The organism is Streptococcus sanguinis (assembly GCF_020729765.1).
Taxonomy (GTDB): Bacteria; Bacillota; Bacilli; order Lactobacillales; family Streptococcaceae; genus Streptococcus; species Streptococcus sanguinis_Q.
This window is the reverse complement of sequence record NZ_JAJEPD010000069.1, coordinates 62,558-83,375: the sequence shown is the minus strand read 5'-3', so window position 1 is coordinate 83,375 and position 20,818 is coordinate 62,558. Positions and strand designations below refer to the sequence as shown.

At 44.5% G+C, this 20,818-nt stretch carries 19 protein-coding genes and 1 other RNA gene; 3 read left to right on the top strand and 17 right to left on the bottom strand.

The window, feature by feature from the left end; genetic code table 11:
• Positions 1–45 precede the first annotated feature (45 nt).
• The 4 genes from K4H96_RS09710 to K4H96_RS09695 all read right to left on the bottom strand — a co-directional run bounded on the left by K4H96_RS09710 (position 46) and on the right by K4H96_RS09695 (position 5,266).
• Positions 46–2,433, bottom strand: coding sequence for a primosomal protein N' (locus K4H96_RS09710; RefSeq protein ID WP_223338039.1), 2,388 nt, complete (start codon positions 2,431–2,433; stop codon positions 46–48).
• Positions 2,434–2,493: 60 nt separating this feature from the next.
• Positions 2,494–2,808: a DNA-directed RNA polymerase subunit omega gene (rpoZ, locus tag K4H96_RS09705; RefSeq protein ID WP_002893503.1), complete on the bottom strand. Its 315-nt coding sequence runs from the start codon at positions 2,806–2,808 to the stop codon at positions 2,494–2,496.
• Positions 2,809–2,833: 25 nt separating this feature from the next.
• Positions 2,834–3,466 carry a guanylate kinase gene (gene gmk, locus K4H96_RS09700; RefSeq protein WP_002893505.1) on the bottom strand — a complete coding sequence of 211 codons (633 nt, stop codon included), beginning with the start codon at positions 3,464–3,466 and terminating at the stop codon, positions 2,834–2,836.
• 186 nt (positions 3,467–3,652) lie between these two features.
• Positions 3,653–5,266: a ribonuclease Y gene (locus K4H96_RS09695; RefSeq protein ID WP_223338038.1), complete on the bottom strand. Its 1,614-nt coding sequence runs from the start codon at positions 5,264–5,266 to the stop codon at positions 3,653–3,655.
• Between the two features lie 364 nt (positions 5,267–5,630).
• Here K4H96_RS09695 and K4H96_RS09690 point away from each other — a divergent pair, with 364 nt between their 5' ends.
• Entirely contained in the window at positions 5,631–6,113 is a 483-nt protein-coding gene (locus K4H96_RS09690; protein WP_002893508.1) for an S-ribosylhomocysteine lyase, read from the top strand.
• 65 nt (positions 6,114–6,178) lie between these two features.
• Here the strand turns inward: K4H96_RS09690 and K4H96_RS09685 are convergent, their stop codons facing one another.
• From K4H96_RS09685 to K4H96_RS09665, 5 genes are all read right to left on the bottom strand, one after another.
• Positions 6,179–7,630, bottom strand: coding sequence for a cell division site-positioning protein MapZ family protein (locus K4H96_RS09685; RefSeq protein ID WP_002911301.1), 1,452 nt, complete (start codon positions 7,628–7,630; stop codon positions 6,179–6,181).
• Between the two features lie 12 nt (positions 7,631–7,642).
• Positions 7,643–8,797 (bottom strand): THUMP domain-containing class I SAM-dependent RNA methyltransferase, encoded by a 1,155-nt coding sequence (locus K4H96_RS09680; protein WP_002911300.1) that lies wholly within the window; start codon positions 8,795–8,797, stop codon positions 7,643–7,645.
• Positions 8,798–9,082: 285 nt separating this feature from the next.
• Positions 9,083–9,450, bottom strand: an RNA gene (gene rnpB, locus K4H96_RS09675) — RNase P RNA component class B.
• Positions 9,451–9,471: 21 nt separating this feature from the next.
• On the bottom strand, positions 9,472–9,834 hold the full coding sequence (gene gpsB / locus K4H96_RS09670) for a cell division regulator GpsB (protein WP_050540595.1): 363 nt from the start codon (positions 9,832–9,834) through the stop codon (positions 9,472–9,474).
• 71 nt (positions 9,835–9,905) lie between these two features.
• Entirely contained in the window at positions 9,906–10,433 is a 528-nt protein-coding gene (locus K4H96_RS09665) for a DUF1273 domain-containing protein (RefSeq protein ID WP_002896955.1), read from the bottom strand.
• 67 nt (positions 10,434–10,500) lie between these two features.
• On the opposite strand from K4H96_RS09665, the gene recU reads away from it, so the two are divergent.
• Positions 10,501–11,103, top strand: coding sequence for a Holliday junction resolvase RecU (gene recU, locus K4H96_RS09660; protein WP_002911298.1), 603 nt, complete (start codon positions 10,501–10,503; stop codon positions 11,101–11,103).
• Positions 11,096–13,234 (top strand): penicillin-binding protein PBP1A, encoded by a 2,139-nt coding sequence (pbp1a, locus tag K4H96_RS09655; protein ID WP_002911297.1) that lies wholly within the window; start codon positions 11,096–11,098, stop codon positions 13,232–13,234. Before recU ends, pbp1a begins: the two co-directional genes overlap by 8 nt.
• Positions 13,235–13,310: 76 nt before the next feature.
• Here the strand turns inward: pbp1a and pepC are convergent, their stop codons facing one another.
• From pepC to K4H96_RS09615, 8 genes are all read right to left on the bottom strand, one after another.
• Positions 13,311–14,645 (bottom strand): aminopeptidase C, encoded by a 1,335-nt coding sequence (pepC, locus tag K4H96_RS09650; protein WP_223338037.1) that lies wholly within the window; start codon positions 14,643–14,645, stop codon positions 13,311–13,313.
• A gap of 78 nt (positions 14,646–14,723) precedes the next feature.
• Positions 14,724–15,284 (bottom strand): GNAT family N-acetyltransferase, encoded by a 561-nt coding sequence (locus K4H96_RS09645; protein ID WP_223338036.1) that lies wholly within the window; start codon positions 15,282–15,284, stop codon positions 14,724–14,726.
• A gap of 47 nt (positions 15,285–15,331) precedes the next feature.
• Entirely contained in the window at positions 15,332–16,156 is an 825-nt protein-coding gene (gene nadE / locus K4H96_RS09640; protein WP_002911294.1) for an ammonia-dependent NAD(+) synthetase, read from the bottom strand.
• Complete coding sequence (locus tag K4H96_RS09635; RefSeq protein ID WP_002911293.1) at positions 16,153–17,613, bottom strand: nicotinate phosphoribosyltransferase; 1,461 nt, start codon at positions 17,611–17,613, stop codon at positions 16,153–16,155. Before K4H96_RS09635 ends, nadE begins: the two co-directional genes overlap by 4 nt.
• 107 nt (positions 17,614–17,720) lie before the next feature.
• Positions 17,721–18,635, bottom strand: a complete 915-nt coding sequence (trxB, locus tag K4H96_RS09630; RefSeq protein WP_002911292.1) for a thioredoxin-disulfide reductase — start codon at positions 18,633–18,635, stop codon at positions 17,721–17,723.
• Positions 18,636–18,700: 65 nt separating this feature from the next.
• Positions 18,701–18,925: a DUF4059 family protein gene (locus K4H96_RS09625; protein WP_002893522.1), complete on the bottom strand. Its 225-nt coding sequence runs from the start codon at positions 18,923–18,925 to the stop codon at positions 18,701–18,703.
• Positions 18,926–19,096: 171 nt separating this feature from the next.
• Positions 19,097–19,840, bottom strand: a complete 744-nt coding sequence (locus K4H96_RS09620) for an amino acid ABC transporter ATP-binding protein (protein ID WP_002911290.1) — start codon at positions 19,838–19,840, stop codon at positions 19,097–19,099.
• The gene (locus tag K4H96_RS09615) at positions 19,840–20,649 is read right to left on the bottom strand and encodes an amino acid ABC transporter permease (RefSeq protein WP_002911288.1); all 810 of its coding nucleotides are present in this window, start codon (positions 20,647–20,649) and stop codon (positions 19,840–19,842) included. The genes K4H96_RS09620 and K4H96_RS09615 overlap by 1 nt, the downstream gene beginning before the upstream one ends.
• Between the last annotated feature and the right edge of the window lie 169 nt (positions 20,650–20,818).

Here is a 20,818-nt window from a genome sequence, read left to right as displayed (position 1 = left end):
ATATCAGAAGTCGTCTACAACAACCTTAATCTCGGCTAAAAAGCTTTACATAAAATTTTGTGGTTCATTATCAATTATCAGGCGTAAATCTTTATTGTCCCGATTTTGTGTCCAGTCCAAGACTTGATTTAGTGTCGTCTGCAGCTTGTCTTCAAAGCGATATTTGAGCAAAATCTGATAATGATAGAGATTATGGGTGCGAGCTATGGGCTTCGGAGTTGGACCTAAGATTTGCACTTTTTCTGAAAGACCGCTCCGCAGAATATCCATAACCTCATAAGCTTTTCGCACTGCTGTCTCTTCATCCTTATGCGACAGGGTTAGACCGACCGTAAAGTAATAAGGCGGATAGCCTAGCTGCCGGCGGATTCCCATTTCATAAGCATAAAAGCCCTCGTAATCCTGCTGCTTGGCAAACTTAATGGCATAATGATGAGGATTATAGGACTGGATAAAGACCTGACCAGCCTTTTCAGCCCGACCAGCCCGGCCAGCCACCTGAGTCAGCAGCTGGAAGGTTCGCTCTGAAGAGCGAAAGTCCGGCAGATTAAGAGCTGTGTCCGCATTGAGTACACCAACTAGCGTCACGTTTGGAAAATCCAGCCCCTTAGCAATCATCTGAGTGCCTAAAAGAATATCTGCCTGCCCCTGACCAAAGCTTTCTAAAATGGCTTCATGACTGCCTTTCTTACGGGTCGTATCTACATCCATCCGCAAAATACGAGCCTGTGGAAAGAGCTGAATCAACTCATCATAAGCTTTCTGCGTCCCAGTCCCATAATAGCGAATGCTGCGGCTGGCACAGTTAGGACAACTCTGAGGAATATTCTTAGTAAAACCACAGTAGTGGCAGTTCATGGTCTTGGTGTCCATATGCAGGGTCAGAGAAATATCACAGTTGGGACAGCTGTCAACGGTTCCACATTCCCGACACATGACAAAGCTGGAATACCCCCGCCTGTTGAGCATGAGAACCGTCTGCTCTCCCTTATCCAGACGATCTTGAATAGCCTCTAGCAGGACTGGGGTGAAATTACTGGCCTCATGCTGCCCGATATAATCCCGAAAATCCACCACTTCCACTTGAGGAATCTGCGCTAACGGATTTGCACGCTTGCTGAGCAGCTGAAAATCATAGACTCCACGGCTTGCTCGGGCACGGCTCTCCAAGCTCGGAGTCGCCGAACCCAGCACTAAGACAGCTTGATTGTACTGAGCTCGCAGGAGAGCCACCTCTCTAGCATGATAGCGAGGATTGGAATCCTGCTTATAAGAGGATTCATGCTCTTCATCAATGATGATGGCTCCAATATTTGTCAAGGGAGCAAAAATAGCTGAACGCGCGCCAACAACAACCTGGGCAGCTCCTCGCTCCACCTTGCGCCACTCATCATATTTCTCACCGTCAGACAGACCTGAATGCAAAATTGCAACTTGGTCGCCAAATCTAGAAATAAAGCGATCTGTAACCTGCGGAGTCAGAGAAATCTCCGGAACCAGCATGATAGCGGTCTTGCCCTGGGCCAGTGCCTCTGCGATGACCTGAAGGTAAACTTCAGTCTTCCCGCTGCCAGTAACCCCTTCTAAGAGAACTGGCTGAGAATGACTCTGACCAATTTTCTGAGTGATTGCCGCAACCGCTGCAGCTTGTTCATCATTTAAGGTCAGACTTTGCTGCTGTCGCTCCTTTTGGAAATAAGCAACAGAACGGCTGATTTCTCTATCCTCAATGCTAATTAGATTTTCTTTGATAAAGTAATTAATAATATCGCGCGAAAAGTTTTCTCGCAAATCAGCCAAGAGCTGGCTATCCTGCTGCTCCAGCAAGACTTCTTTTAATGCTTGTTTTTTCTTGGCTTGTCGGGGAAGGTCATGATTTTGCAGAGCGGTATGATTGACCTGATACCATTTCTCAGTCTTAATATGCTTCTTGTCCGTCGCCTGATACTCCAGCCGAATGCGGCCAGTCTGGGTCAGTCGCATCAGCTTGGCCTGACTTTTCTTGTCCAAATCAGAGAAGCGAAGACTGTCCTCCTGACCAAAGATAGCTGAGCGTTCCTTATCATTCAGCAAGTCCGTCGGATAGAGTAGTTTATCATAGCTGGAGTTGAGAAGACTAGGCAGCATGGCCTTTAAAAGGCTAATCTTATAGGAAAAGACTGACTTGCGCAGCTCATCCGCCAGCCAGAGCTGTTCCTGAGTCAGCACGGAACTGAAATCAAGGACTTCCGCAATCTCCTTCAGCTCTTCTCGGTCTCCCATCTCATCAAAGCCGACCACAATCCCCTGAATCAGGCGATTTCCCTGCCCAAAAGGAACATGGACCCGCATGCCAGCATCCAGCATCCCTGCAAACTCTTCTGGAATAGCATAGCTATAGGGCTTGTCCGTCTGCATCAGAGGAACATCCACAATAATCTTTGCTAGCTTCACATTCTCACCCCACTTTCCTAAACATCATTACAGAAAAAATAAGATTGAGCATCCCCAACCTTAAATCTTCTCACCTTCTTCTTTTTCTTTAGCGATTTGCTCTTTAATCTTGCGTTCTTCTTCTTCTTTACGAAGGCGCTCTTCTTCTGCCCGACGGCGAACTGCCTCGCGCTTGCCTTCTGGATCTGGATGGATAACGACATTGCCGGATTCAATTTCTTCCAAAGCACGAAGAGTGGATTTGACAGACTTGAATTCCTGCGTAGCGGGAGCTCCAGCTTCAAGCTCATGCGCACGCTTAGCTTCTAAAATAACCAAGGAATATTTTGACGGAACCTTGTCCAGCAAAGTGTCAATAGACGGTTTTAACATCATAATTTTCTACCTAATTTCTAACTTTCTATCGAATAATCGTTTCATTTTTTGGAAGCATGTCCTGATAACGGCCGATAACACGGTCTACTCGGAAATGCTCTGCTTCAATCACGCGCTTGACACGATCGGCAGCCAGCGGTACCTGATCATTGACAATGGCATAATCATATTCGCGCATAAGGGCAATTTCTTCTTTGGCCTTTTCAATGCGCTGGGCGATAATCTCAGCACTGTCTGTCCCTCGACCAACCAAGCGGTCCTTGAGTTCTTCTAAGTCTGGAGGAGTCAAAAAAATAAAGACGGCATCTGGAACTTTTTTCTTGACTTGCAAAGCTCCCTGAACCTCAATCTCTAAGAAGACATCAATACCTTTATCCAGCGTTTCATTGACATAAGTCAGAGGCGTCCCGTAGTAGTTTCCAACATACTCTGCATACTCCAGCATCTGGCCCTGGCGAATCAACTCTTCAAACTCCTCGCGAGTGCGGAAGAAATAGTCAACTCCATCCACTTCGCCTGGGCGCTGAGGACGAGTTGTCATGGATACCGAGTACTGAAATTGGTTATCAGTGCTTTCGAAAATTTCTCGTCTAACAGTCCCTTTTCCTACACCAGAGGGACCAGAAAAGACGATTAGTAAGCCTCGTTCCGTCATCATGTCTCCTTCACAGTCTTTCTATCTAGTGTAACAAAATTAGGCTAATATTTCAAGAGGATAGGAAGAAATGTATGTGTCTAGAGTTTTGAGAAAATAGAAAAATAAGCAAGTAATCATACGGAAATCCAAATAGACCAGCAGAACATTCAAGAAAAAAGCAATCTGTTACCAGACTGCATTTCTTCTTTATTTTGCGTAGTCAACGGCCCGCATCTCACGGATGACCGTTACCTTGATATTGCCCGGATATTCCAAGTTGTTTTCGATTTTTTCACGAACATCGTGAGCCAAAATCGTAATCTTGTCGTCCTTAATCTTGTCCGGCTGAACCATAATCCGGATTTCCCGGCCGGCTTGTAAAGCAAAGCTGTTCTTGACTCCCTTGAAGCTATTGGCGATTTCTTCCAAATCTTGGAGACGCTTGATATAGCTTTCCAGAGATTCACTGCGGGCACCTGGTCGAGCAGCACTGAGTGCGTCTGCTGCAGCTACGATAACGGCAATGACACTTTCTGCTTCCACATCTCCGTGGTGGCTGGCAATGGTATTAACAACAACTGGATGCTCCTTGTACTTACGAGCCAGTTCTGTCCCGATTTCCACGTGGCTGCCTTCAACCTCACGGTCGATAGACTTGCCAATATCATGGAGGAATCCAGCACGGCGAGCTAAATTGGCATTTTCACCTAGCTCAGCAGCGATGATACCGGAAAGCTTGGCAACCTCAATAGAGTGCCGCAGGACGTTCTGACCATAAGAAGTGCGGAACTGCAAGCGACCCATGATTTTCATCAAATCAGGATGCAGGTTAGGAGCTCCGATTTCATAAGCAGCGGCTTCCCCGCACTCACGGATGCGATTGTCAATTTCCAGACGATTCTTCTCAACCAACTCCTCGATGCGAGCTGGATGAATGCGACCATCTTTCAAGAGTGCTTCCATGGTCATACGAGCAATTTCGCGGCGAATCGGATCAAAACCTGAGAGAGTGACTACTTCAGGCGTATCATCAATGATGACATCAATACCAGTCAGACTTTCAAAAGTCCGAATATTGCGACCTTCCCGACCAATAATCCGGCCCTTCATACTATCATCAGGCAGATGCACCGTTGAGTTGGTTTGCTCGGCGACATAATCACCGGCAATACGCTGCATGGCTTGGACCAAGATATTCTTCGCAACCTTGTCAGACCGCTCTTTGATATCTTGCTCCGCATCCCGAATCCTAGTCGCAATCTCTTTAGAAAGCTTGTCCTCGGTCTGCGTCAAAATAATATCACGCGCTTCTGTCTGCGATAGCGAAGCAACTCGCTCCAGCTCTGCTGCCTTCTGCTTTTCAAGTTCCGCTACTTGTTCTTCACGCGCATCAATGTGTTTAGATTTATCTGAGAGACTTTGTTCTTTTTGCTCCAAAGCCTTTTCTTTGTTGCTTAAATTATCATCTTTGCGGTCAAGGGTCGAAGCACGCTCTGTCAAGCGGCTTTCGATTTGTTTCAACTCTTGACGTTCAGACTTAAATTCTGCATCAACTTGTTCACGATATTTTCTGGCTTCTTCTTTTGCCTCCAAAAGTGCTTCTTTTTTAAGCGAACTTGTTTCCCGCTTGGCTTCTTTGACAATCAAATCAGCTTCGCGTTCAGCCTGTCCGCGTAAATTGGTTGCTTCTTGTTCAGCATTTAAAAGAGTAAGCTCTGCAGCTTCTTTAGATGATTTCATCTTAGCCGAGACACTTACATATCCAATCACTAAACCAATGATGGCAGCAAAAACAGACATAATTATAGGAAATAGGTCCATGTTTTTACTCCAAATCTATTTAATTGTTGAATTCAAAATTCCATACTATTCTATCACAAATCTAAAAAATTCACAAACCTATTTTTTGAAAATCAAGAAAGCTTTTGTCCAATTTTTACCGACTAAATCTTCAAAGTTTGTAGAAGCCTGTGCACCAAAACTTTTTCAAACCATAAGCAAGATTATTCAAACTTTTCATTCCCCTAAGACCTAAACTTTATTCCCAAATAAAAAATTTTTATGCTATAATCAGAGAAGAAAAGGTGTCAATGAGACGGGCTTTTTCTTACCTAACAAGACAAACTTATGGCTTGATATCACTAGAAAAACCTTCTCGCACTCGCTACATTGTAAAGGAGAAACCATGTCTAAAGAAGTTATCGTTGAAAGCTTTGAGCTGGATCACACCATTGTCAAAGCTCCTTATGTCCGCCTTATCGGAGAAGAAACTGGCCCTAAAGGCGACATCATTTCCAATTTTGATATCCGTCTAGTTCAGCCTAATGAAGATTCAATCCCAACTGCTGGCCTGCATACCATTGAGCATTTGCTGGCTATGTTGATCCGCAAGCGCATTGATGGTATGATTGACTGCTCACCTTTTGGCTGCCGCACTGGTTTTCATATGATTATGTGGGGTCAACACAGCTCCAGCCAGATTGCTCAGGTCATCAAATCCTGTCTGGAAGAAATCGCTGAGTCAACTAGCTGGGAAGATGTCCCTGGAACAACCATTGAATCCTGCGGAAACTACAAGGATCATAGCCTCTTCTCAGCCAAAGAATGGGCTAAGCTCATTCTCAGCCAAGGGATCTCTGATGATGCCTTTGAACGCCATGTGATTTAAAACAATAAAAAGTTCTCGAAATCGAGAACTTTTTTTGTGCATGTATAATGAAATCCATCAACAAACTAGAAATCAAGTGAGTCAGCATGACCTGGTCCATTTCCGACGAAGTAGCCTGTCTTACAGTTGATACTGAAGAGGTAGGTACCGTCTGGCTTGAAGAGGTTATAGTAGCCGTTTCCTTTAATAATATTGACGCGTTCCAGGATATAGTTATCACCAGAAATATAGCCACGTTCACGGGAAGTTTGCAAAATCTTCTCTAGAACGCCAGGATTGAAAGTCCAAGCTGGATTGTTAACATCATCAATAGCTGCTTGGTTATAAGGGACACGACTGAGGTCTCTCTGCAGATTTACTCCGTTGCTAGGAAGACCATAGCCAGAGTAAGAGCTGGAAGCCCCTGAACCAGATGCACTTGAACCGCCACTTGTACCTGCACCTGTACCTCCCTGTTCAGTAGCAGGAGCTGGTGTTGGTACCTGTTGGCTACGTCCTTGGGCAATCGCTGCCTTTAGAACTTCATCTAGCTTAGCATTGCCACTTGATACATCTGAGAAGGTCGCATTTGTATTAGCCTTGGCTTCCTTGTTCAAGACACCGTCAGTGATCACTCCACCATCAAACTGCGAATTGACACTTTGAATAGCCGAAATCTGCTTGACTAAGGAATCATACTTGCTCTTGGCTGCATCATAGTCTTTGCTGCCTTTTAGCTTTTCAAGTAAGGTTTTTAATTTTTCCAAGTCGCCAAATTTACTGTTTTTGACAGCTGTCTGATTGCTATCTGTGAAAAATGCAGCATACTCATCATTAAAGGACTTCAAATCCTTGGCAGTATTATCAGAGCTAGAGGAAGACGAGCTCTTTTTACTGGACTGCGATGTTGAAGAGCTGGAGCTTGTAACGGTCTTATGACCCCAATTATGCCCCAGAGCAAAGTAAAGCCCTGTGCCCGCTACAGCAATCCCTAAAAGTCCTAAGACTGGATAAAGGAAAGCTTTTTTCTTGTAGAAAGGCGTCTTAGGAACCTGTAATTCCTTCTCATCAAGCGGTTCCGGAATAGGACCGTAAGATGTCTTTTGAACGGGAGCAGCAGGAACCGCATCTTCCTGCTCTAAGCGTTGACTGCGAGAACCTAAGGGGTTTGGAGCTGCTTCTGGCTCACTTGCTGTCTCAGTGCCTATCGACTGAGCTGTTGGAGTCTCCTGTTCACTTTCAACCTCTTGCCGTCTTTCTTTGATGAATTCGGTCAAATCAGAAGAGGCTTGCTCAGCTTGAGCCGCTTCCTGCTCCTGCAGCTTTCTGATTTTCTGGGTTTCAAATTTTCCAGCTTCGATTTCCTGACGGTGCTGCTTGATGTACTTATCCAGCACATTGTCGCTTTCATTCACACCGGCTTCCAGCTCCTCTTTTTTACGAGTAGCTTGACCGACTGTCATTTCCTTGGCCTCTTCAAAATCAAGGACCGACTCTTTCTTTTCTTCTTCCGGTGAGTAGTTTTCTTCTTTCGTCACGGCAAATCCTTTCTAATCTAACTGACGTTTGACCCGTTGGCCAAAATACTGATATAAATCAACTTTTAAAGTACCATTATAAAGTTTGCGTTTTTTATCGGCTTGACTGCCGTATTTGCTTTCAAAAGCTTCATCGCTAGTCAGGATAAACTTGCTCCAGGTTTTGAGCGGAGCAAAGGTTTCTCCCATATCCTGATAAAGACGAGTCACAGCCTCATCGTCTAGGAGGCGCTCCCCGTATGGCGGATTAGAAATAATCACACCATTGATCTTATCTGTATGCAAATCCTGCAAACGCATCTGCTTAAAGCGAATCTGCTCTGCTACTCCTGCTTGCTCAGCGTTTTTTCGAGCTAGCTCTACCATGCGACCATCGATATCCGATCCAGAAATATCCAGCTGGATGGTCTGATCAATCTGACTGAGTGCAGTTGAGCGAGCCTGTGCTACCAGGTCTTTATCCACCCAATTCCAGTCTTCAAAGGCAAAGGAACGATGGAGTCCCGGCGCCATCTTCATGCCGATCATAGCAGCCTCGATACAAAAAGTACCAGAGCCGCAAGTCGGATCAATCAAAGGCTTATCTGGATACCAATTGGACAGAAGTAAAATGGCCGCTGCCATATTTTCCTTGATCGGTGCACCGCCTTTATCAGCCCGATAACCACGTTTGAAGAGGCTGGAGCCTGTCGTATCAATCATGACCGTCGCTACATCTTTTAGAATAGAAACCTCTATCTTAAACTCAGCTCCATTTTCCTGCAGGGGCACCCCTTCCGGACGTGCATAATGCTTCTGCAGCTTCTTGACAACTGCCTTTTTAGAAATAGCCTGAACACTAGGCTCATTGTGAAGTTTTGACTTGACACATTTGGCCTTGGAAATAGGAAATTTAACTCCCAGCGGTAGATAATTCTCCCAATCCAGAGCAAAAACTCCCTGAAAGAGCGCTTCGAAAGTCTTGGCTGGAAAACTGCCAACTACAATCTTAATCCGATCGGCCGCGCGCAGCCAGAGATTGGTTTGAATAATCGTACTCACATCACCCTCGAAGCGAACCCGGCCATTTTCGACCTGACAATCAAATCCTAGCTCTCTGATTTCGCGGCCGACGACAGCTTCTAGTCCTGCAGCTGCGGTCGCAATTAAATTAAATTTTTCTTTCATATTGGCTTTTTAAATGGATTCCAATCTATACAAACAAAGGGGGTGAGACAAAAATCGTGATTTCGTCACACCGATTTTCCTCACTCTCCCTTTTTAAATTTTGGGCTGAGAAGGTTTCACTGCCATTTATCAGCTAGCTCAGCACTTGAAATATCCATAAGACAAATGAAGCAACAGCTAGTTGAACTTGGCAGAGAATAGAGCGCTCAGCCACTCTCTTGCTATTCTATTATAAAATTTAAAGAGGACAGGACTTGACGTCCCAGCCTCAGCCTATATGCAATTTTCTGTAAGCCATGTTTTGTTCCGGAAATGACTAGGTACCATTTCCTTCGATAATCATCTGTCTACTGTTTCCAGTCAGAGTGCTATGTTCGCTTCCACGCACTCCATGCCCCGACCAAAGTTTGGGTTGCTAGCTTGAGGGGTTTACCGCGTTCCACTTCTTCTGTTTCCAGAAGAACTACGTCACTGTGGCACTTTCAGACCTAATCAGACATATCCAAAGACTTAGCCCTTTCAGTCGCCGTAACGGAAAAATCCGTCCCTAGGCTTATTTCTTCGCCTAGCACAAACACTACCGGCATCACAGCCAGTGCTAGCATGGACTTTCCTCATGAAAATCTAAAATTTCCACGCGATTATCCAAAAATTGCACTGTTCTAAAAGAACCATTATTCACGATCCAGAATTTGTTTCCCGAATACTTCCTTTTCGAGGCGGTTCAAGCGTTTCAAGATATCAAAGTTAGTCGCAGAAGTCATCTGAGGGAAGCTTTCTGCAGTTGACTGAGTCGCTTGTGTTGATTGGACAGGCTGCGCCGGCTGAACTGGTGCTTTTTCAACTGGCTTCGCAGCTAACTCTTCCTTGAGACGGCGATTTTCCTCACGCAGCTCCTTTACCAAGGCTGCATAAGTCTCATAATCCTTGATAATATCATCCAAAAACTCATCCACTTCGGACTTACTATAGCCGCGTACTTCGCGTTTAAAATCCTGATCAAAAATATCTTTTGCTGTAAAAATAATACTTGCCATCTTCTCTCTCCAATCTAGTTTATCATATTCAATTATAAACAAAATGCCTAATAAAAATCAAGATTTATCATCTAATTTCCCGAAAAATTTTCAGCCACTTCATTCAGGTCATCAAATGTTAATTTTTTGATAAAATATTGTTCTTGTTTTTTCATTTCTTGGTAAAGATATTTCAATTTTGTCTCCTGTTCTTCATCGTAAAAGAGGTAGGCACCATCTGTATTTTGAATGACGAATTGATTGTAATCACGAAACTGACTTGGATTTTGGTAGGTCGGATAAGCATACTTAACAAAATCGGTTTGTTTAAAAGCAGCTAATTTTGCCTGATTGGCTTCGTTCCAATTTTCACCTTGATTCTCAAAGAGAAAGATGGTTGCCGTCTGAAATTCATAGTCTTTTTTCAATTCATTAGCTAGATCCAAAACCCAAGACTCGAAGCCCAGATTGCCCATAAAAACCAGCCAATCTACTCCATCTTCCAAAAAACGGATTAAGTCCCTCTTAGCGGCTTCTTTTATGATGTTTATTCTCATATCTTTTTCCGTCGAAATGCCGATTTCAAAGGCTTTGTAGCCTGTTATTAATAGACTGGTCATTTATTCTCCCTTAAAAAAGTTTTTTGTGGTATAATAGAGTGATGCTATTGTACCAATAAGGAGTTTTATGGTCAACTATCCGCATAAGCTAAAGGCAAAAAGCAGTATCAACAGGCCAGTTCCCGGCATGATTAACTTTGCCAATCGTGGGATGTCTTTTGAAAAGATGATCAACGAATCCAACAGCTACTATCTAAGCAGAGGACTCGCTGTAATCCATAAAAAGCCTACCCCCATTCAGATTGTCAAGGTTGATTATCCGCACCGTAGCCGAGCCAAGATTGTAGAGGCTTACTTTCGGCAAGCTTCCACAACAGACTATTCTGGTGTCTACAAGGGCCATTATATTGACTTTGAAGCCAAGGAAACCCGACAGAAAAAATCGATGCCCATGAAAAATTTTCATTCGCATCAGATTGAGCATATGGAGGCAGTCCTTGAGCAAAAGGGCATCTGTTTTGTCTTACTGCATTTTTCCAGCTTAAGGGAGACTTACCTACTTCCCGCTTCTTATTTAATTGAGTTTTACAAGATTGACAAGGGAGGGAAGTCCATGCCCTTAACCTACATTCAAGAGCATGGTTATCCGATTGAAATGCAGCAGCTTCCCAGCATCCCTTATCTTGAAATTATCGAACAAAAACTACTAGGTGGTATTATAAATGAATAAACAAACTCTTATGCAGGCTTTAAAATATCTTGCAAGTGCACTTATAACCCTGCTTATGATTGGATTCGTGATCGGCTGTTTGGTATTTACCTACTATGCGGTCAAGGCTCCTAAGCTTTCTGAAAAAGACCTCATCGCGACCACATCCAGTAAGATTTTTGACAGCAATAACAATTTGATTGCTGACCTAGGCGCTGAAAAGCGGGTCAATGCTGAAACAAGTGAAATACCTACGGATTTGGTCAACGCTATTGTCGCCATTGAAGACCATCGCTTCTTCAATCACCGCGGGGTAGACTTTATTCGGATTGCAGGTGCCCTTGTTAGCAACATCCGCGGAGGTCGCCAAGGGGGATCAACTCTGACCCAGCAGTTGATTAAGCTGTCCTATTTCTCAACTTCTTCCTCGGACGCGACCCTTTCACGTAAAATTCAAGAAGCTTGGTTGGCTGCTCAGCTTGAGAGGAAAGCAACCAAGCAGCAAATCTTGACCTATTATGTCAACAAAGTCTACATGTCTAACAGTAACTACGGTATGCAGACAGCAGCCCGAAGCTACTATGGCAAGGACCTAAAAGACTTGAGCTTACACCAAACAGCTCTGCTGGCAGGTATGCCTCAGGCACCTAACCAATACGACCCTTACACCCATCCAGAGGCTGCGACCAACCGCCGTAATCTGGTACTTCGTGAGATGCATGATCTCAAGTACATCACAGATGAACAGTATGAGCAAGCCAAGAATACCCCTGTAACCGACGGACTTCAAAGTCTGAAAGCTTCCACTAGCTATCCTGCTTACATGGACAATTATCTTAAGGAAGTAATTGAACAAGTAGAAGAAGAGACTGGCTACAATGTCCTGACAACTGGTATGGAAGTCTATACAAATGTCAACACTGATGCCCAAAAGAAACTCTGGGATATTTACAACACAGGAGACTATGTAGCTTATCCAGATGACGAAATGCAGGTTGCGTCTACTGTTATGGATGTGCAAACTGGTAAAGTCATTGCCCAACTTGGTTCTCGTAACCAGTCTACCAACGTATCCTTTGGTACCAACCAAGCTGTTGAAACCAACCGTGACTTCGGTTCAACAATGAAGCCAATCACCGATTATGCTCCAGCTCTGGAAAATGAAGTCTATACCTCAACTGCTGCGCCTATCACGGATGCTCCATATAACTTCCCGTATTCCAGCACACCAGTCTACAACTGGGATAAGAAATATTATGGCGGAATGACGATTCAATACGCAATTCAGGAATCCCGGAACGTTCCTGCCGTGAAAACGCTGGAAGCCGTTGGTCTGGATGAGTCTCTCAAGTTCCTAAATCGTATTGGGATTAACTATCCTGAAATGTTCTATGTTAATGCCTTTTCAAGTAATACCAGCAAATCTGGCAACGAATACGGAGCCAGCAGTGAAAAAATGGCTGCTGCCTATGCTGCTTTTGCCAATGGTGGCACTTACTACAAACCTCAGTATGTCAATCGTGTCGTCTTCAGTGACGGAACGGAGAAGACCTTCTCCAACAACGGTTCCAAGGCTATGAAGGAAACGACAGCCTACATGATGACCGATATGATGAAAACAGTCTTGCAGTCTGGTACAGGTACAAACGCTGCTATTTCTGGGGTTTATCAGGCCGGTAAGACCGGAACCTCCAACTATGCTGATGATGAATTAGCTAAGCTGACCAAGCCTTACTACTACTCTAGCATTGTCACACCAGACGAGCTCTTCGTTGGTTACACGCCTAAGTATTCAATGGCTGTTTGGACTGGCTACTCTAACCGTCTGACACCAATCCTTGATGACGGAGTTAAGGTTGCGACAGATGTCTACCGTGAAATGATGCTTTACCTAGCTCAAGACGGCTCTGCTTCAGAAGATTGGGAAATGCCAGATGGTCTCTACCGCAGTGGCTCTTATGTCTATCTCAATAGTGGTACTGGCTACAACCGTTACTACAATAACCAGCAGTACTATAACTATTCTAGCTATAGCAGTTACAGTACAGAAGCCAGCTCTGACACATCAGCTTCCAGTGAGCATTCTGGCGATTCAAACAATAGCTCTTCTAACCACAATGACTCCTCTTCCGGTAACGGTGGAGATGACTAGAGTGACGAAGATTATATACAAACTAAAAGAGTAAGAATGAAAAATTCTTACTCTTTTCTTATTCTCTCATCAAAGCTTACTTTGCCAAAGCCCCCATAGGATCCCACGGAGCTAGGACAAGTGGCTCTGCTTCATAAGCAGCTAATTCTGCAGCTGTCAGAAACTCCTTTCGGACGACGATTTGATAGGTATACTCGTCCATCCAAGCGTCACTAGCTACGAAATAGCCCTTGTTACCAACCTTTTCACCCCAGGAGTTTTCGACCTTCCATTTCTTAGCCTTGCCATTTTCATCCAAGTCCACTCCTGTCAAGACCATGGCGTGGGTCATGAGGCTTTCGCTATAGTCCAAGCGACCTGCCTTGTCCTGAGTTAGTCGAATATCCATGCTAGCAGTGAAATCGTGTATCCCTTCTGCCATAACACCTGCCTTGCGATTGCTAGACTGACCTACATCCGAGCCAAACCAAACGGTCTCACCAGCCTGCATTTGCGCAATAGCCAGCTCTTTTAGTCGATCCATTTCAACATTCAAATAACGGACTGGCTTGCTGCCAACGACATTGCCCAGCATCTCAACTGTATAGGACCTACCATAAGGCTTGTCTGCAGTCGGCGCATTGATGATAGAGACATAGTCATCTAGCTTAAGATCGACATATTTTTGATAGAAAGTCAGAGGTGTCAAGCCGCTCTCACTGTGGAAATGATTGTCCTTATCTCGATAAGAAAAGTCAAACTGGCGAGGCGGCAAGCCTAAATTCATAGCTAGGAAGTTAAAGACTTCCTGAAGAAGTTCTTCTTTCTTGGCCTGAAGTTCTGACGATTCTGCCCCTTCCGCTCTTAATTCTCGCAAAATCTGTGCATCCTGGCGCAGGAGTTTATTGAGAATCTGATTGAGTTCACGGCTGTTGCTGGAAGAAATTGACTCTGGATAGACTGACTTAGGCACGACGCCGTATTTCTCAAAAAGCGCCACGACCATATCCCATTGACCACCATCCTGCTGAGGCGTATCTAAGAGAAACTTGACCTTACGGCTAGTCAATTCTTGGTCAGCCGTCGCAATCACCTGCTCTAAGAACCAGTTGGATTTTTCATATTTATCCCAAAAGAAGGTATGGGCTTGAGATAGCTCAAAATCCTCCAGTTGGAAACCAGCAATCATCTTGTGGCGGAAGGTATTAAGAGCTGCAAACATCCAACAGCGTCCAGAAGCTTTCTGGTCGCTAACCTTGTCCTTAGTGAGGTCCAGCGAAAAGACAGGTGTGTTTTCCACGGCAGCGCTTCGCTTCTCTAAGGAAGTCAAAAGACCATTATGGCTGATGGCATTTTCCATTGCCGCAAATTTGGGATTGGCCTCATAAGCAGCATACAGCTTATCTGTAAAATCTTGTTCTAACGAATGCATAGAATCCTCCTTGTCATTATACATCTATTATAGAACTTTAAAAAAGGAGCGCAAGTAAAAAGGCTGGACAAAAGAGTCCTAGCCTTTTTCTAAATCGGATCTTAGGATTCCATAGACGGAAAAATCTTTGACTTGTCCTTTATGAAATACAGCCTGACGGAAGGTACCTTCGTAGCTCATTCCAGCTTTAGCCATAACACGCCCCGAAGCTGGATTGGCTGTTACAAATTTTGCTGTGACACGATTGAATCCTGCGTCTTGCAAGAGATAGATTAAAACAGCTTTCAAAGCTTCTGTCATCAGCTCCTGCCCCCAATAGTCTTTACTTAAAATATAACCGACCTCGCAAGCATTGACTGTCTCATTCATGTCCACCACACTAATATCACCAAGCACATGTTCTGGATTTTCTTTCAGGCAGATGGCCCACTTGTAAAAATCCATGTTTTGATAATTCTCAATCCAGCGAGCAATAGACTGTCGGGTGACTTCAGGACTCTCGTGAGCATCCCAGGTCACGTGCAACAAATTATCCGGACGAGAAGCCCAGTTGTCATACATAGCTTGAGCATCCGATTCCAGAAAAGGTCTTAGCAAAAGATGTTTGGTTTCAATGAACTGTGTACCTATCTTTTTCATAGCTTCCTCATTTCTTGGCTCAGACTAAAAAGATTCGATAGAGATTTTCACTTCCAAAATTCGTCAAAAATTGTAATTGGCAAATGCCGTTTGTGCTGACCTTTATACCACCAAGATTCGATAGTTTCTTGAGCTTGGGCTGAAACAGACTTGCCTTCGAGGTAGTCGTCAATTTCATTGTAGGTCACGCCCAGAGCGACTTCATCAGCAATTCCAGGTTTTTCTTCTTCCAAGTCAGCTGTCGGCACCTTTTCATAAAGGGCCGGTTCCGCTCCTAAGGTGGCCAAAAGCTGCTTGCCTTGACGCTTATTGAGACGGTAAAGCGGTAAGATATCTGCTCCGCCATCCCCAAACTTGGTGAAAAAGGCCGTGACATTTTCTGCTGCGTGATCGGTCCCAATGACAGCCGCGCTGTACGAACCAGCCAAAGCATACTGAGCAATCATACGGCTGCGGGCCTTGATATTGCCCTTGTTAAAATCAGAGACTTTGACACCCGTTGCCTCCACAGCCTTTGTCATAGCATCAGCAGATTCCTTGATATTGACTGTCAGACTGACATCAGGCTGGATAAAAGCCAGAGCCTTTTGCGCATCATCTTCATCGGCTTGAACACCGTAAGGCAAACGAACTGCGATAAAGCGATAGCTATCATCTCTAGTTTCAGCCCGCATTTCCTCTACAGCCAGCTGAGCTAAGCGGCCAGCCAAGGTTGAATCCTGACCGCCAGAAATTCCCAGAACATAGCTTTTCAAATAAGGATGCTTTCTTAGATAAGCCTTGAGAAAGTCGACCGACTTGCGGATTTCTTCCTCTGGGTCAATCACTGGTTTGACGCCCAGTTGAGCGATAATTTCTTCTTGTAGGCTCATTTTTCTGCTCCTGTCTGGTAGGCTTTCTTACGCATCTGGTCAATCAAATCCATCTTATCCTGCCAAATATCTCTAGCCAGGTCAACTGGATAATCCTGTGGATTGAGAACTCGTTTGTACTCGTCCCAAAGTTTATCAAATTCCTTACGGGCATAGGCTTGAATTTCGGTAAGGCTCGGCTGATTATAGACCAAATTCCCTTCTTGGAAAATCTCCACCAAAAGCGGTACAGCATCAAAATCCTTAATTGTCTTATTAATGTAGGTATAGGTTGGATGGAACATTTCCAGCTCTTCCAAGCCATTGACATCAATGCCATCATAGGTAATGTAGTCACCCTCAGACTTCCCTTTTTCGCGGCTGGTAATGCGCCAAACCTGCTTCTTGCCTGGGGTAGAAACTTTTTCGGCATTATTGGACAGCTTGATGGTATTGCGCAATTCTCCAGTCTCATCTTCAATAGCAACAATCTTATAAACTGCTCCTAAAGCCGGCTGGTCATAGGCTGTAATGAGCTTGGTCCCCACGCCCCAGACATCAATCTTAGCCTTTTGCATTTTCAAGTTGAGAATGGTATTTTCATCCAGATCATTGGACGCATAAATCTTAGCGTCAGGGAAGCCAGCTTCATCTAATTGCTGCCGAACTTTCTTAGAAATATAGGCAAGGTCTCCCGAATCGATGCGGACACCCAGAAACTTAATCTTGTCTCCTAGCTCACGCGCCACCCGAATGGCTGCCGGAACACCTAGGCGCAATGTATCGTAGGTATCTACTAGGAAAACACAGTTATGATGAGTCTCAGCATAAGCTTTAAAGGCCTCATAATCATTTCCATAGACTTGAACGAGAGCATGAGCATGCGTTCCCAAGACTGGAATATCAAAGAGCTTGCCAGCTCGGACATTACTGGTTCCGTTAGCTCCACCAATCACCGCTGCCCTAGTCCCCCATATAGCAGCATCCATTTCCTGGGCCCGGCGCGTACCGAACTCCATCAGAGGCTCATTCTCAATAACAGAGCGGATACGAGCTGCCTTGGTGGCAATCAGGGTCTGAAAATTAACGATATTGAGCAGGGCAGTCTCAACCAGCTGACACTGAGCTAGAGGACCTTCCACCTGCACGATTGGTTCATTGGCAAAAACCAAATCGCCTTCCTGAACAGACCTTACGGTCAGGCTCATCTTGAGATTCCGCAAATAATCCAGAAACTCTCCGTGATAGCCCAAGGATTGCAAATAATCTAAATCGCTCTGGCTGAATGTCAGATTATTGAGATAGGAAATAATTCTTTCCAAGCCCGCAAAGACTGCGTAGCCGTTATTAAAAGGATTCTTACGAAAAAAAACTTCAAAAACTGCATGCTTGTTGTGAATATTTTGCTTGAAATAAACCTGCATCATGTTGATTTGGTACAAATCAGTGTGCAGCGTTAAACTATCATCTGGGTACATCTTCTTGCTCCTTTATGCTAGATACCTTTTATTATATCATAATTCCAAAAAAGCTAAGCAAATCCTGTCAACTCACTTGAATAGACATACTTGCTTAGCTTATATTTTTATGCTTGCTCTGTAAGATATTTGTAGACTTCCTGACTGGCAATGGCACCATCGCCAACAGCCGTCGTAATCTGGCGCAGGTCTTTCTGGCGAACATCACCAACAGCGTAAATGCCTGCTACTGACGTTTTCATCTGATGGTCCGTCAGGATCCAGCCAGCCTCATCAGTGATACCCAAGTCCGCAGCAAATTCACTAACCGGATCTAGACCGACATAGATAAAGATGCCGCCAAACTCTGCCTGACCAAGCTTACCTGTCTTGACATTCTTGAAGGTTACGCCAGTCACTTTACGCTCATCACCATGGATACTTTCCACCACAGAATCCCAGACAAAGCGAATCTTTTCGTTGGCAAAGGCACGATCCTGCAGCACTTTTTGTGCTCGCAGCTCATCGCGACGGTGAACAATGGTCACACTTTTTGCAAAGCGCGTCAGGAAAATAGCTTCCTCTACCGCCGAGTCGCCACCACCGACAACCAGTAGGTCTTCATCACGGAAGAAGGCACCATCACAGACCGCACAGTAGGAAACCCCGCGACTGTTGTAGTCTTCCTCACCAGGAACACCCAGATGACGATGATTGGCACCAGAAGCAATGATAACTGTTTTAGTTTCAAAACGCTCATCCTCTGTGATGATTTCCTTGAAATCACCTCGGTCTTCAATTTTCTCTACTAGGCCAAATAGATGTTCAACCCCCAGATTCTCAAGAGGTTCAAACATTTTCTCTGCTAGCTCAGGACCGCTGATATTAGCATAGCCTGGATAGTTTTCAATGTCAGCAGTATTGTTCATCTGACCACCAGGAATACCACGCTCCAGCAGGGCAACTTTTAGGTTACTGCGGGCTGCATAGAGGGCAGCTGTCATGCCGGCAGGCCCAGCTCCAATAATAATTGTATCGTACATAACTTTTCTTTCTCCTTGTTGTAACTAGAATTATTCTAACAACTTTTCTACAGTTTTACAAGCATTTAAGCTTTTAGGACAATGAGCAGGCCCAACGTCGCAAAAGACAGGACTGGAATCGTCATAATGACAATCAAAAGGACATCATACAGATGGCTCTGGCGCTCCTTAGCTGTCTTGTCCTTGCGGCGAATCATCCGCAGCCCAATCCATAAACCCGCAATGATCCCTACACCGACTGCTGTATAAAGCAGGCTCTCGATATAAAGTGCAAATATTTGATCTAACATGTCAACTCCTCAAAGGTCAATCAGCCTCATAGTACAAAGAAAGGGAACAAATCCAAATCTAGCCGTCACCATAAAACACCCACTAGACAAGAAAGTCTGCTCCAGAGTATGCTAAGACTGAAAACAAACTCAGCTGGTCTAGCCAACTGAGCCTTCACTGTCTCTATTATATCAAATATAGGTCCGTTTGTAACTAGCAAAAAATTCCTTGGTTCTTTCTTCCTTTGGATGATGAATAATTTCATCTGGTGTCCCAGACTCTATGATTTTCCCCTTGTCCAAAAAGAGTACTCTATCCGCAACCTGAGCGACAAAGGACATATCATGACTGACCAGAATCATGGTCTGGCCAGACTTGGCTGCATCAGCGATTGATTTCTCTACTTCTCCGACCAACTCGGGATCCAAGGCTGAGGTCGGCTCGTCTAGCAAAAGAACATCTGGATTCATAGCCAAAGCCCTTGCTAAGGCAACCCGCTGCTTCTGACCGCCTGACAAATGTCTAGGATAGTGATTTTCTCGGTCTGACAAGCCAACTTTTGCTAATTCTTCCTTGGCTATCTTAGTCGCTTCTTGGTCTGACAGTTTCTTAACTACCAGCAGACCTTCCTTGACATTTTCCAGAGCCGTCCGGCGGGAAAAGAGATTAAACTGCTGAAAGACCATGGCTAGCTTGCGGCGCAGCAACAAGATCTCATCTTTGGAAATACTTGAAAAATCTACTTTAAAGCCGTCAATAGTAATTTTTCCGCTGTCTGGCTGTTCCAGATAGTTGAGGCTGCGGAGGAAGGTTGATTTCCCAGCACCTGAAGAGCCAATCAAAGCTACCACTTCGCCTTTTTTAATGTCCAAACTGAGATCATCCAGAACCTTTTGACCTGAAAAAGTCTTACTTAAATGTGAAATATTAATCATCAGATTCCTTCTCCTTCTGCTTGCTGAAGCGATTCAAATTTATCCGGCTGCTTGATATCCATCATCTTTTCGATCCAGCGGCCAAGCTGCTCAATGAGAATATTGACCGCCCAATAAATCAGCGACACCGAGATAAAACGCTCAAAGTAACGGTAGTCTGCCCCCGCGATAGCCTGCGCCTTGGCAAAAATTTCCACTACACCGGCACTAAAGGCCAGAGAAGTCCCCTTAGTCAAACCAATCAGGGAATTAATCAGACTAGGCGTCGCTACTACTGCTGCATTGGGGATAATGACACGCATATAAACCTGCTTGTTGGTCATTCCTAAGCTGCGAGCAGCCTCGATTTCTCCCGGATCTACGGACAAGATTGCTGCCCGGATGGTCTCACTGGCATAAGCCGCTTCGTTGAAAGCAAAAGCAACAATCGCAAAGACAGACGCTGGAATATCATTGATATTAAAACTTGTGCCATACTTTTGATTGATAGCCTTGAGCAATAAAGGAATCCCAAAATAGGTCAGCATGAGCTGGACCAGCAGCGGCGTTCCTCTCAGAAAACTGACAAAGAAAGCCTGAATCGGATACAGGACTTTGACTCGATTAATCTTGACGATAGCAAAAACCATGGCAAGCAGAATACCAAAGACTGCACCACCCGCTGTCAAAAGAAGGGTGATTGGCAAATTTTGCAAAATGCCGGGAATAGCCTCAAAAACAGCCCTTAAACTAAATAATTTACCATCTGGAATGAACTTGAGGAATTCCTCATACCAACCAATTGTCAGAAGATAAGTTGTAACCACCATTATTACTTCCTTTTCTTGATAATGAAATATTTTAACACAATTCTGGAACAAAACAAAGAATTTGCTTCGCTTTTACTGTCTTTTAGCAGTCAAAACATGAGTAGCTAATGCAAATCTCGTGTTCCTAAATATCAAATAAGCCACACTAAACCCAATATAAAAATAGACT

Bases quoted from the DNA above. Each gene is read 5' to 3' on its own strand.
- rpoZ (WP_002893503.1), bottom strand. From the start codon at position 2,808: ATGATGTTAAAACCGTCTATTGACACTTTGCTGGACAAGGTTCCGTCA.
- gmk (WP_002893505.1), bottom strand. From the start codon at position 3,466: ATGATGACGGAACGAGGCTTACTAATCGTCTTTTCTGGTCCCTCTGGT.
- K4H96_RS09695 (WP_223338038.1), bottom strand. From the start codon at position 5,266: ATGGACCTATTTCCTATAATTATGTCTGTTTTTGCTGCCATCATTGGT.
- K4H96_RS09690 (WP_002893508.1), top strand. From the start codon at position 5,631: ATGTCTAAAGAAGTTATCGTTGAAAGCTTTGAGCTGGATCACACCATT.
- K4H96_RS09680 (WP_002911300.1), bottom strand. From the start codon at position 8,797: ATGAAAGAAAAATTTAATTTAATTGCGACCGCAGCTGCAGGACTAGAA.
- gpsB (WP_050540595.1), bottom strand. From the start codon at position 9,834: ATGGCAAGTATTATTTTTACAGCAAAAGATATTTTTGATCAGGATTTT.
- K4H96_RS09665 (WP_002896955.1), bottom strand. From the start codon at position 10,433: ATGACCAGTCTATTAATAACAGGCTACAAAGCCTTTGAAATCGGCATT.
- recU (WP_002911298.1), top strand. From the start codon at position 10,501: ATGGTCAACTATCCGCATAAGCTAAAGGCAAAAAGCAGTATCAACAGG.
- pbp1a (WP_002911297.1), top strand. From the start codon at position 11,096: ATGAATAAACAAACTCTTATGCAGGCTTTAAAATATCTTGCAAGTGCA.
- pepC (WP_223338037.1), bottom strand. From the start codon at position 14,645: ATGCATTCGTTAGAACAAGATTTTACAGATAAGCTGTATGCTGCTTAT.
- K4H96_RS09645 (WP_223338036.1), bottom strand. From the start codon at position 15,284: ATGAAAAAGATAGGTACACAGTTCATTGAAACCAAACATCTTTTGCTA.
- nadE (WP_002911294.1), bottom strand. From the start codon at position 16,156: ATGAGCCTACAAGAAGAAATTATCGCTCAACTGGGCGTCAAACCAGTG.
- K4H96_RS09635 (WP_002911293.1), bottom strand. From the start codon at position 17,613: ATGTACCCAGATGATAGTTTAACGCTGCACACTGATTTGTACCAAATC.
- trxB (WP_002911292.1), bottom strand. From the start codon at position 18,635: ATGTACGATACAATTATTATTGGAGCTGGGCCTGCCGGCATGACAGCT.
- K4H96_RS09625 (WP_002893522.1), bottom strand. From the start codon at position 18,925: ATGTTAGATCAAATATTTGCACTTTATATCGAGAGCCTGCTTTATACA.
- K4H96_RS09620 (WP_002911290.1), bottom strand. From the start codon at position 19,840: ATGATTAATATTTCACATTTAAGTAAGACTTTTTCAGGTCAAAAGGTT.
- K4H96_RS09615 (WP_002911288.1), bottom strand. From the start codon at position 20,649: ATGGTGGTTACAACTTATCTTCTGACAATTGGTTGGTATGAGGAATTC.